Origin of the sequence: Bartonella sp. AA168HLJHH (assembly GCF_042197365.1) — a bacterium.
GTDB lineage: Bacteria > Pseudomonadota > Alphaproteobacteria > Rhizobiales > Rhizobiaceae > Bartonella.
In genome coordinates, this window is sequence record NZ_JBHIRS010000002.1 from 69,694 (window position 1) to 82,165 (window position 12,472).

The window sequence follows — 12,472 nt, forward strand, 5'->3', positions numbered from 1 at the left end:
ATAGAGCACTTATTCATACTCATCAGCCCATAATCATTGTTCTAATATATAACGAAGTGTCATAATATTGACTCGACACTGATTTGAAATTTCTATAGTTATAGTCAGTTAACTCGTCATTTGATTTGTCATATACTGAAAGGGACATTCTATTCATGTCTATAAACTCAGAAATGAAAGCTACAAGCAACAGAAACTCCCCTCGTCGGATTTTATTTGCAAGCCTTATTGGCCCAACAATTGAATTCTTTGATTTTTATGTCTTTGGCACTGCCGCAGCTCTTATATTTCCTCATGTGTTTTTTCCAACACAAAATGATCAAATTGCCATTTTACAATCTTTCCTAATATTTGGAGCAGCCTTTTTTGCCCGCCCTTTTGGATCAGTTGTTTTTGGACATTTTGGAGATAAAATTGGAAGAAAAGCAACACTTATCGCTTCTCTTCTCACAATGGGTCTTTCAACAGTCATTATTGGTTTTCTTCCTACTTATGAAATAGCTGGGTGGTTTGCCCCTTTCCTCTTAACCTTGTGCCGTATTGGACAGGGAATTGGATTAGGAGGAGAATGGGGAGGAGCTGTTTTGCTCGCTACAGAAAATGCCCCTCCAGAAAAGCGCGGCTGGTATGCAATGTTCCCCCAATTAGGCGTTTCAATAGGTTTGTTTTTATCTATTGCTGTTTATTTGGGTCTGCTGCATTTCCTTGATCGTGAAGAACTTTTAGCCTGGGGATGGCGTATTCCTTTTATTGCTTCAGTTGTTTTTATGATTATAGGATTATGGGTCCGTCTTTCAATCAATGAAACTGTTCAATTCAAAAAAACTCTTGAAAGTAAAAAACATGTCAAAGTTCCTATCATAGATGTCTTTTTAAAATGTCCACGAATCCTATTTCTTGGAATATTTTCTGGTATGGCAACTTTTGTTTTGTTTTACTTGGTTACTACATATTTGCTAAGCTATTCAACAAACCATTTGCAATTGCCATTTCATCAAGCTCTTCAAATCGAAATTGTCGGTGCTATTTTTTGTGGGATTTTTACTGTCATCACGGGAAGACTCGCTGACCGTATTAGACGTAGAACTTTGATGATTTGGATTACAATCATCACCGGTATTTATTCTTTCGCAATTCCTTATTTCTTAAATTCTGGAGTTATAGGAGTCCTTGCAATGTCTGTTATCGGTTTGTCTCTCATGGGAATGATATACAGTCCTCTTGGTGCTGTTTTGGCTTCACCATACCCAACAGCAATTCGATATACCGGTTCTTCTATTACTTTCAATTTATCTGCTATTATAGGAGCATCTCTCGCGCCTTATATTGCAGAATATCTGGTGCAACATTTCGATACATCTTATATCGGTTATTATTTGCTTCTTGCTTCTTTTATTTCACTGATTTGCTTCGTCGGATTTACAGATGATGAAATATCCAACTAAAATATAATAATGAAGAATAAAATAAGGACTGGCGGCAAAAATGCTGCCAGTTTCGTTTTTAAAGACAGGGGTTGAGGTATTTTCCACCACAATATTCCTGCAAACAAAGCACTCAAAAAGAAAAATAAAAAATCTGCAATATTGCTTATATAAGAAACAGCAAACATTTCTGATAAGATATGCGTTGTCCCCAACCATGAAACGCAAAAGAAGGCCAACATCACAGCCCATAAAACAAGCAAAATTCGATCAATAATTATCATTATGGCGTTTCGTTTTTTTAATTATAGTCCATATATTAATTATAGTCCATATATTTAACATGCCTAAAAGAAAAATCACAATAAAAACCCAACGCCCTCCCCCTGAGCCTTCCGTAATAAAAAGTGCAGGATTTACTATTCCCAGTAATCCTATAAAAATCAGAACAATAGATACAAGACGCATTAAACCTGTTTTTCCCAGCGACGATCTTCAGTCTGTTGCCAATACGTTAAATTATGATTTTCCATTTTATATTTTTTCCACTGTGCACGAACGAGATTCAACTGCTCTTCACTTCTACCATCAAATATCACGACAAGCCGTTGATAAGCATCAATATCCGAACAAACAGCTCCCTCTATGAGAAAACGAATCTTTGAATCATTCGGATTTTCTTGTCCTGTCGTAAGAAATACAGGCTGAACGTTTGGATATTGATCACACTCCGTTCCATGTCCAATAAATGATTCATCAGTATAAACCCATAAATGTATATCTATAGAATCGCGTTGTTCTTTACTCACACACTGTATTGTTACTTTACCAAAACGAGCCAATGCACGCTCCACAAGCGTCGGCAAAATATCCTTCAGCGTTGACTGCGTCAAATGATAGAATAAAATATCCAATCTCTTAAGCCTTCATCATTCTTTATAAAAAAGCTAACATCTTTTTAAAAAAACTTCTATATCCCTAATACAAAGGAAACGGTTCAAGATATAAACCCTCTTTTTTGATTGAGATGCATTATCTTTTTGCACGTGTCTTTAAAAGACAAAAATTTTTATCTTCAACGTTAATAAAAAAGTTTTTTAAGTTATTTTCTAGATTCTTCTAGATTCTTTGTAGACTATAGTTGAAAATAAAATATAATGTACGGAAAATTTAAAGAGGACCTCATAGGCAATTTTATATTATTTATTTGGTAAAAATATCCAATTCATGAAAGGATATTTTTTCAAACTTTATTACATTTTAACCGAAAGCAGTAAGAATATTTGCTATCGAATTAAAAACTGAGGATTTTCCCCAATTTATGCGTATTATTGAGTTCTACATCCTGAAACGTGTCCTTGTTTTGTTTAGTTCTGTCATGATTGCAGCAGTGGGCGTTAGTTGGACTATACAAATTCTTGCACGGATAAACTTTCTCACAACAAGTAAACAAACACTCCTCACAGTCTTACAATTTTCACTCTCATTGGTTCCTTCTGTTATTTTTGTTGTCATTCCGTTTGCATTAGTCATCGCAATTACAACCATCCTCTCAGCAATGCATCAAGACTCAGAACTTGCTGTCATCAATGCCTCTGGTTTTCCTAAAAGTACTGTTTGGAAACCTATCCTTCTTCTTGCTATTGTTGCATCCTGTATCTCCTTTTCTATAGCTAATTTTGTTGTTCCTCAAGCGCGTCTTCATATGCGACAAATGCTAGCAAGCGCTCATTTTGATCTTATTAATCTATTCATTAGTGAAGGGAGCTTCCAAAAACTCGCCAATAACCTTTACATAGAAATTGGCGAACGAAATCCAAATGGAACACTTGAACGCCTTTTCATTGCCGACCAGCGTGATCCTAAGACTGATCTTTTTTATTATGCAACAGACGCATCCATTGTGAGCAATAAAAACGGCAGTTTTCTGGTTCTCAATAACGGTGAAATAGAAAGAGTCAATCATCAAAATAACAGTGTTTCAATCGTGCAATTTAGCTCATATACTTTTAGCCTAGGAGAGTTTATCCCCAGTGATAAAACACCTACTCTTTATCCAAAAGATCGGTCTCTTTCTTATTTACAAAACCCTGACCCAAAAGATCCCTACTATCAACGAAAACCACTCCAATATAAAGCTGAATTTCACCGCAGATTAACACAATGGCTCTACCCTATTGTTTTTTCACTTATTGCATTAGCAGCGGCAGGGGATGTACGCTCCCATCGACAAGCTCGTCATTCCGCAAATCTCTCGGCAATTGCCCTTTCTTTTCTGGTGTATTGGATAGGATATTTTTTCGCAGAAAAGGCAAAAAGCGATCTTGCATACGTTCCTCTCCTTTATATTATACCTATAGGAACAAGTGCATTTGTCTTTTTTATGCTTTTAACGAATCATAAAATTGGGCTTCCCACAAAAGTTAATGAGATACTTCAAATCGCTTTTCAAAAAATAATGAACAAATTTGAACATCGAAAATCTCAAGATTCCTCGGATGAAATATCATGATTGGGTGGATACTTGGACGATATTTTTTTATACGGTATCTTAAAATAACTTGTTATTTCTGGGGAAGCATTTTTGTTCTTGCTCTTTTAATCGATTTCACAGAGAATTCTGGTAGGCTATCTTCCCTTCCGCATTATACAGCAAAAGATGCATTTTTCCTCTCTGCTTTACGCATCCCTTTTATCATGCAACAACTTATCCCTTTCATTGCACTCTTTTCTGCAATGGCAACGCTTATCTCGCTCAACAAAAAACTTGAACTTGTAGTAACTCGTTCAATCGGTGTTTCTGCATGGCAATTTCTTATGCCAGCTTGTTTTGGAGCTTTTCTTTTGGGATTATTTTCAATTCTTCTCATTAATCCACTTGCTGCATGGGGATTTTCTCAAGCAGAAAAAAAGATGACTGAATGGCGCAATCACAATGTACTAACACCTCTTCACAATACAAGTATCCACTGGTTAACACAACGTACAAATTTAGGCAGAACAACCATTGGTGCCAAATCTATCACCGATCAAGGACTTTCTCTTCTCGATGCAACCTTTGTACAATACAATGACAATGCAACCGTTAAAAATTGGATTAACGCCCCAAAAGCAACCTTGACTAATGGATTTTGGCTATTAACAAATGGAACAATCTATAAAATAGGGCATCCTCCTGAAAAATTTACCGTGTTGCAAATAAAAACCAATCTAAAACCTGAATTTTTAACGGAACGTTTAGTGAATCCCGCAACTATTCCATTTTACCAATTGCCAAAAAAAATTATGATTGCACGTTCATTTGGCTATTCTGCTAATAATTTTGATATGTATTTCCAATCTTTGATTGCATTACCGGCATTGCTTGTGGCAATGACCCTCATTGCAGCAACTGTATCTTTAAATTTTACACGTTTTGGGCAATCTAGAATGTTGATTCTTGGTGGCGTAATAGCTGGGTTTATGCTTTATGTTATTTCCGTACTTGTTCAAGCTTTCGGTAATGCTGGATATATTCCACCAATTATTGCAGCTTGGACACCCGTTGTTATTGCGTTATTCTTAGGAATCTCTTTTTTACTTCATAAAGAGGATGGCTAAGTGAAAGCATTAACACTTAAAAAAACTATTTTAACAAAATTAAGTGCTCTCGCTTTTAAAAGTGTTGTGGGGGTTATTTTAGGAAGTGCTTTGTCTTATTGTGCGCACGCTCAAAGCCTTCAATCTCGTTCTCAAAGTCGCATTCAAAATCTGGAACCTCCTCTTTTGCTCTCTGCGGATGAACTCATCTACAATCGTGATGAAAACACTGTTTCTGCACACGGTAATGTCCAAATCAAATATGATGGCAATAAAGTTGTCGCTCAAAAAATTATTTACAATCAAAAAACAGGACGGCTTATAGCACAAGGGAACGTTGAAATTACTCAAAAGGATGGTAATAAAATTTATTCCAACCAAATTGATATGACCAAAGATCTTGGCGAGGGTTTTGTAAACGCCCTACGTATTGATACAGCCAACAATGTTCACTTTTCAGCCCAAAATGCTACACGCAAACACAATCACATAACAGTCTTTGAAAATGCAACCTATACAGCCTGTGAACCTTGCTCTTATAAACCAGATAGAGACGTCCTATGGAAAATTAAAGCAAGAAAGATCATATGGAATAATAGCGTCAAAAAAATTCGGTTTGAAAATAGCAGTTTTGAAGTTTTTGGTGTACCGATTATAAAATTTCCAAATTTTGAGATCTATGATCCAACTGTCAGGCGTGCTAGCGGTCTGCTTACTCCTCATTTTTTTTATACTGATTATCTCGGTATGGGGATAAAGAATTCTTATTTCTGGAATCTCGCCCCCCATTATGATTTTACCCTTTCTTCTACGGTTTATACCCAACAAGGGCTTTTAACCGAAGGGGAATGGCGTCAGCGTTTAAAAACGGGACGTTATAACATTCGCTTTGCTCATATATATCAAATGAAACCGCATAGATTTGATAATGATACGATTGATGCCCAACATAAAAACCGTTATATGCTGGCGACAAAGGGGGATTTTCGTATTAATTCACACTGGACTTATGGATGGGATATTCTTGCACAATCAGATCGGCATTTTAGTCGTGCCTATAAACTTGAAAACTATAACAATCCTACACAACTTTCTCAGATCTATCTGAATGGTCTTGCAGGAAAAAATTATTTTGATATGCGTTTTTATCATTTTAAAGTTCAAGATTCAATATTGAATGATCCTCATTATGAACGTCACTCTCGGCAAGCGTGGGTCTTACCACGCATCGATTATTTTTTCACACCAGATGAACCCATTTATAATGGAGAGCTTACCTTCCATAGTAATATGCAATCAGTTTATCGTCGCCATGCTGACTTCAGTTCACCCGACCAGAACGGAAACCCTCTCAACACAGTAAAACTTTCTGGTATGGCTGGAAATAGTTTGCGTTTAACAAACGAGCTTCAGTGGAAAAAGCGCTTCAACACGCACAACGGACTCATCTTAACCCCTCTTCTCTCTCTACGAGCTGATATCATTACAACCAATGCAAGCGAAAATCACACAGATTCTATAGAAAACAATGCCTTATCCGCAATTCATGGTTCAGCAATTCGTGGCATGGCAACAGCAGGATTGGAACTACGCTATCCCTTCCTCATTACAGCTGATCATTCTACACATATTATAGAACCAACTGCACAAATTTTTATACGCAATAATGAACAATATATTGGACAAATTCCTAATGAAGATGCTCAAAGCTTTGTCTTTGATGCAACCACTCTCTTTCAACGAGACAAATTTTCTGGTTATGATCGTGTAGAAGGTGGTACAAGAGCCAATATAGGTATAAGATATTCTGGAAGCCTTAATGATAATTGGTCTCTTTATGGTCTCATTGGACAATCCTTCCATCTAGCAGGAAAGAATTCTTTTGCAGACAAGGACTTTATCAATGTCGGTACTCATTCTAGCTTAGAGGCAAAACGTTCAGACTATGTTGCAATGTTTGGTACAACCCATAAAAGTGGTTTTTCCTTAGAAACGCGTGGACGCTTTGACAAAAAAACAGGAAAAATCCGCCGTAGTGAAATCGAAGCATCACAAAAATGGCAAAATTTTTGGGCGGCTCTACAATATGCCTATATCGCAAAGCAACCAGATTATGAATATTCTCAAGAGCGCCAAGAAATTTCTTTTCAAACAGGACTTAAATTAGCAGATTATTGGTCCATTAATAGCAACGCCGGTTATGATTTAGTATCTGGTACATTTATAAAGCGAGGAATTAGCTTGAGTTATATGGATGAATGTTTCGGGTTAACATTCGGTTATCAACAGGTAACGAATCCAGGCAGGAAAGCACCCTTGCAAAACTTTAATTTCTCTCTTTCATTGCGTACGATTGCAGATATCGGAAAAAAGATAGATTAATTTATAAAGGGAATGTATCAGTCATTTAACTTATCATTGTTTTTATGAAAGAAAGCGTGTATTTTAAGTTGTTGATGAGAATTAATAAACAATGCGAAAGCCTATTTACATGAATAAATTGAAAAAGCGTTTTCTTGCTTTATTTTATATTGCATCTTTGAGCGTAAGTAGCCTGATAATAAATGGATTTTTGATTCCGACAGTCTTTGCGCAGACTTCTATTGTTGTTACAGTTAATGGCAACCCCATCACAAATTATGATATACAAAGACGCCTTGCTTTTCTCAGGCTACAACAAAAGCAAGGCAATTTGGTGGCACAGGCTAAAAAAGAGCTTATTGATGAAAAGCTAAAAAATATTGAAATAAAACGTCGTAATATTGAAGTAAGCAATGATGAAGTTGATAGAGCTTTTGAGAATTTTGCGACACAAAATAATATGACGATTGATCAGCTCAACCAGATTCTGATCCAAACTGAGATCACAGTGCAACACTTTAAAGATTACATCCGTGGACAAATAGGATGGGGGCGTCTTGTTAGCGCACGCTATCAAGCTGAAACAGGTATGATTAGCGAACAAGAAGCTGTACGCAGAATATTAAAAAATGGTGGTGTAAAACCTTCAACCAACGAATATACATTACAGCGGATTGTTTTTGTCATTCCTGCACATCGTCGTTCAGAGATCTTTGAAAGACGTCAAAGAGAAGCAAGTAATTTTCGCGCACATTTCCGTGGATGTGCCAATGCTCACAATCAAGCAAGAGGTATTTTAGACGTTACTATCCGCCACTTAGGAAAGTTTCTGGAGCCACAACTTCCTAATGCATGGGAACAAGCTATTCTTGAAACGCCTGCTGGAAAAATGACAAAATTACAAGAAACATCTGATGGAATCGAAGCAATTGCTGTCTGCAAAATAAAAAGAGTTTCTGATGATTATGTCGCTCGACTGATATTTTCTCTTCAAGATAGTAAAAAAAGAAGCCCGCAAAAACTTGAAGAATTAAGCGACAAATATTTAGGAGAACTGCGCCGAGTGGCACGCATTCAAAATTCATAATGGCTGCTCTTATTGTTAGCGGTGGTGATCCTGCCGGAATTGGTCCTGAAATAGTACTAAAAGCGTGGAATTTGCGTGTTACGCGCCAAATTCCACCTTTTGTACTTCTTGCTGATCCAGATGTTATTCGTTCGCGCGCTCGTTTTTTACAGATTGATGTTGAGGTGCAATCTGTTTTAATCAATAATCCTGCAAAAAATTTTCAAAAAGCTCTTCCTATCATACCGTTAAAAAACAAACAAAGTGATCAATTAGGTATACCTTCATCGAAAAATACAGCTGGAATTATTGAAGCAATTAAACGCTGTGTTCAATTGATTCAAAATGGCCATGCATGTGCACTTATCACTTGTCCTATTGCAAAAAAGAGTCTTTATGATGCCGGTTTTCGATTTCCAGGTCATACAGAATTTTTAGCCGATTTAGCCCATAAAGCTTTTCATAAATGTTATCATCCAGTTATGATGTTAGCAGGACCTCGATTAAAAACAGTACCAATAACTGTTCATATTCCATTTAAAAATGTTCCTTCACAGCTTACCCGTGATTTAATTATTCAAACGGTACTTATTACTGAATATGACTTAAAAACAAGGTTTAAAATAACGTCACCCCGACTAGCTGTTGCTGGTCTTAATCCTCATGCTGGAGAAGGAGGTGCAATGGGAAAAGAAGATATTGAAATTATCACTCCTGCTATTGAATATCTTAAAAAGAAAGGACTCAATATTGCAGGCCCGCTGCCTGCCGACACAATGTTCCATGAATGCGCAAGAAAAGCATATGACGTTGCCATTTGTATGTATCATGATCAAGCCCTTATCCCTGTTAAGACATTAGACTTTGATAGCACTGTTAATGTCACGTTAGGTCTACCTTTTATTCGCACGTCTCCAGATCACGGAACTGCTTTTGACATTGCTGATAAAGGAATAGCCTCTCCCGAAAGCTTTATTGCTGCTCTTAAACTTGCAAATCAACTTGCAAAAAATAGTTTAAACCCATGCCAATAGATAATCTCCCTCCTCTGCGTGAGGTCATTAATATATATGGATTACAAGCGCATAAATCTTTGGGGCAGAATTTTCTTTTTGATCTTAATTTAACATCTAAAATTGCTCATCAAGCAGGCAATATAGAAGGAAAACCTGTTCTAGAAATTGGTCCTGGTCCTGGAGGTCTCACACGTGCCTTGCTAGCAAAGGGTGCCATTGTAACAGCAATAGAACGCGATGAGCGCTGCATACCGGCTCTCTTAGAAATAGAAAAACACTATCCTAAAAAATTAAAAGTTATTTGTAATGATGCACTGAAGCAAGACTTCTCAAAACTCTTTGAAACAAGCCCTGTAAAACCGCGCATTATTGCAAATCTTCCCTATAATATTGGGACACAACTCTTATTAAATTGGCTTTTAACTGAACCATGGCCTCCTTTTTATGAATCAATGACATTGATGTTTCAACGTGAAGTTGCCAAACGGATTACAGCTAAACCTCAATCTACTCATTATGGACGTCTTAGTGTCCTAACTGGCTGGCGTACCACTGCTAAAATTGCTTTTGATGTCCCCCCTCAAGCCTTCATACCAATACCTAAAGTAACGTCTTCTGTTGTTCATATTATTCCGCGAACACAACCTCTTGCCTGCTCTGCACAAAAACTAAGCCTCGTCACAAAAACCGCCTTTGGACAAAGACGAAAAATGCTTCGTCAAAATCTCAAAATACTTGGAGGTGAAGAGCTATTAGAAAAAGCTGGAATTGATGGAACGCGCCGTGCTGAAACGCTCTCGATTTCTGAATTTGTAACTTTAGCGCATCTAGTGCTCTAAAAAATGCACTTTGTGTTATAAAACCTTTTTTAATCACAACATTTATCGATTTTTTCAGCAATAAGCCCATCAACAAAAGAGCCAAGATAAGAACAACGCTCACGTTTTACGGTTTCAGCTAAATAAATTGATTTAATAAAAGATAAAGACTGATCTAAATCTTCGTTAATCACAACATAATCATAAGAAAGCCAATGCTTTAACTCCGTTCGTGCATTTTCCAATCGCAAATTGATGATATCTTGACTATCTTCTGCTCGACGATGTAAACGCGAAACAAGCTCTTTCATTGATGGTGGAAGAATAAAAACAGATACAGTGTCTCCTAGCATCTTTTTTTGCAGCTGCTCGGTACCTTGATAATCGATATCAAATAACATATCTTGGCCAGCATTCAATGCGTTTTCAACAGTTTCACGTAAAGTGCCATAATAATTTCCGTGAACTTCTGCCCACTCAATAAATTCATCCCTATCACGCTTATATTCAAACTCTTCCTTTGAAATAAAGTAATAATGCAGCCCATCTACTTCACTAGGACGCCTTTTCCTTGTAGTCATACTTACGGAAAGCTCTAATTGTCCCTCTTTTAGAAGTAATCGAGAAATTGTTGATTTACCAGCACCTGAAGGCGAAGAGAGAATAAATAAAAAACCGCGGCGTTGATTTATTTTTATAGCACTCAATTTACTTTCAAAGACTGTCATTACATCACTCTACTTTGTTCATAAATGTTTCTCCAAAATTTGAATTATACATTATCTCAACCTCTCCCTTAATCAATGTGTTTTCTTAGCAATTCTCAATGTTATTTTGCTCTTTTTTGAGATAAGGTATTAGCAGTATATTCACTTTTTTCTTAAATATTTTTATCCATACGCCAACCCACTTGTGACAGACAAGAAAATGATTTTTTATCATTCTCATAAAAAATTTAAATAGAAAAATTTTACTATATTTGGGATTCTCATTTACGATGCAAAAAGATGTGTTATCACTATAAATTCAATGTTTTGCCTTTAATTCTCGCCACTTGCGAACATTCATATTATGTTCCTCTAAAGTTCGAGAAAAAACATGCCCTCCTGAACCATCAGCAACAAAATAAAGTGCATCACTGCTTGGTGGATGTGCCACCGCTTTTAAAGAATCTCGACCTGGATTTGCAATAGCCGTTGGGGGCAAACCATTAATTTTATAAGTATTATATGGTGTTTCCTTCTCAAGATCTGAACGATAAATTGCACGACCAGATGGTTTTCCTTTTCCTCCGAAGAGACCATAAATTACTGTTGGATCCGATTGAAGACGCATATGCTTTGTAAGGCGGTTATAAAATACCGCAGCAACCATTGGTCTTTCTGCTGCAATTCCCGTTTCTTTCTCAACAATTGAGGCTAATATAACAAATTCATTAATTGATTTAATGGGTAAATCAGGTGAACGCGTAGCCCATATAGCATGAATTAATTTTGTCTGTCCTTCACGCAACCTGTTTACAATCTCTTTACGCGTTGTTCCCCGAATAAAACGAACAGTATCCGTCATTAAATAACCTTCTGGAGGCAAAATTTTTGGAAGGTCTCCAATCAAAATTTCATTCGCAGCTAATCGATCGAAAACTTGCTGAACCGTTAAACCTTCAGGTACTGTAAATGTATACTCTATAGATTTTCCTTTCACAAGAATATCCATAATATCCTGCATCGAAGCATGAGCTGGAATTAAATATTCACCAGCCTTCAGATGCGTTGTTTTTTGGTGATAACCAACCCCATAAACAAAAATATCTGATGATCGAATGAAACCACGTTTTTCTAGCAATGAAGCAATTTCACGAATTCCGGTACCAGGATGGATAAGAACAATTTGTTCTTCCTCAATTTTTCCCTTTTCTTCAAAAATACTTTTTCCAATATAAAGAGGAATACTTATGGCAAAAAGAATAATCACAATCAGCATAAGAAAAAAATGACCGAGAATGACCAACGGATTACGGACGATAGATGATTTCTTTCGTTTTTTATGTATTAACATGTCATAACTATCTGCTAAATGATTCGAAGAGGAATCACTTACGTCCTTTAATGATTTCCATTTTTCACATCGGACATAACCCCTCAATAGCGATTAAGGATAATATTATAATTTCTCATTCACCTTATAATAAAGTAGAAAACTCAAAAG

11 protein-coding genes and 1 pseudogene are annotated in these 12,472 nt (G+C 36.6%); 7 read left to right on the forward strand and 5 right to left on the reverse strand.

The window, feature by feature from the left end; genetic code table 11:
- Positions 1-155 precede the first annotated feature (155 nt).
- A complete protein-coding gene (locus tag ACFINM_RS02190) occupies positions 156-1,445 on the forward strand; it encodes an MFS transporter (RefSeq protein ID WP_375620745.1) in 1,290 nt (429 codons plus the stop codon).
- On the opposite strand, the gene ACFINM_RS02195 is transcribed toward ACFINM_RS02190, so the two are convergent.
- Genes ACFINM_RS02195 through ACFINM_RS02205 form a run of 3 tightly spaced genes read right to left on the reverse strand, consistent with a single transcriptional unit; the run spans position 1,442 to position 2,338 of the window.
- Positions 1,442-1,708, reverse strand: coding sequence for a hypothetical protein (locus ACFINM_RS02195; RefSeq protein WP_375620744.1), 267 nt, complete (start codon positions 1,706-1,708; stop codon positions 1,442-1,444). The genes ACFINM_RS02190 and ACFINM_RS02195 overlap by 4 nt on opposite strands.
- A complete protein-coding gene (locus ACFINM_RS02200) occupies positions 1,695-1,892 on the reverse strand; it encodes a hypothetical protein (protein ID WP_375640110.1) in 198 nt (65 codons plus the stop codon). Before ACFINM_RS02200 ends, ACFINM_RS02195 begins: the two co-directional genes overlap by 14 nt.
- Positions 1,892-2,338 (reverse strand): DNA polymerase III subunit chi, encoded by a 447-nt coding sequence (locus tag ACFINM_RS02205; protein WP_375620743.1) that lies wholly within the window; start codon positions 2,336-2,338, stop codon positions 1,892-1,894. The genes ACFINM_RS02200 and ACFINM_RS02205 overlap by 1 nt, the downstream gene beginning before the upstream one ends.
- A 407-nt stretch (positions 2,339-2,745) precedes the next feature.
- Here ACFINM_RS02205 and lptF point away from each other — a divergent pair, with 407 nt between their 5' ends.
- From lptF to rsmA, 6 genes are all read left to right on the forward strand, one after another.
- Positions 2,746-3,936, forward strand: coding sequence for an LPS export ABC transporter permease LptF (gene lptF / locus ACFINM_RS02210; RefSeq protein ID WP_375620742.1), 1,191 nt, complete (start codon positions 2,746-2,748; stop codon positions 3,934-3,936).
- Positions 3,933-5,024, forward strand: a complete 1,092-nt coding sequence (lptG, locus tag ACFINM_RS02215) for an LPS export ABC transporter permease LptG (RefSeq protein WP_375640114.1) — start codon at positions 3,933-3,935, stop codon at positions 5,022-5,024. Before lptF ends, lptG begins: the two co-directional genes overlap by 4 nt.
- Positions 5,025-7,385, forward strand: a complete 2,361-nt coding sequence (locus tag ACFINM_RS02220) for an LPS-assembly protein LptD (protein WP_375640118.1) — start codon at positions 5,025-5,027, stop codon at positions 7,383-7,385. It abuts the gene before it with no gap.
- Between the two features lie 109 nt (positions 7,386-7,494).
- A complete protein-coding gene (locus ACFINM_RS02225; RefSeq protein ID WP_375640123.1) occupies positions 7,495-8,451 on the forward strand; it encodes a SurA N-terminal domain-containing protein in 957 nt (318 codons plus the stop codon).
- Positions 8,451-9,464 carry a 4-hydroxythreonine-4-phosphate dehydrogenase PdxA gene (gene pdxA, locus ACFINM_RS02230; RefSeq protein WP_375620738.1) on the forward strand — a complete coding sequence of 338 codons (1,014 nt, stop codon included), beginning with the start codon at positions 8,451-8,453 and terminating at the stop codon, positions 9,462-9,464. Before ACFINM_RS02225 ends, pdxA begins: the two co-directional genes overlap by 1 nt.
- Positions 9,455-10,285, forward strand: a complete 831-nt coding sequence (gene rsmA, locus ACFINM_RS02235; protein ID WP_375620737.1) for a 16S rRNA (adenine(1518)-N(6)/adenine(1519)-N(6))-dimethyltransferase RsmA — start codon at positions 9,455-9,457, stop codon at positions 10,283-10,285. The genes pdxA and rsmA overlap by 10 nt, the downstream gene beginning before the upstream one ends.
- A gap of 29 nt (positions 10,286-10,314) precedes the next feature.
- Here rsmA and gmk read toward each other — a convergent pair whose 3' ends face one another.
- The gene (gmk, locus tag ACFINM_RS02240; protein ID WP_375620736.1) at positions 10,315-10,992 is read right to left on the reverse strand and encodes a guanylate kinase; all 678 of its coding nucleotides are present in this window, start codon (positions 10,990-10,992) and stop codon (positions 10,315-10,317) included.
- A 298-nt stretch (positions 10,993-11,290) separates the two neighbouring features.
- Positions 11,291-12,399, reverse strand: a pseudogene (gene mltG / locus ACFINM_RS02245) (endolytic transglycosylase MltG).
- Between the last annotated feature and the right edge of the window lie 73 nt (positions 12,400-12,472).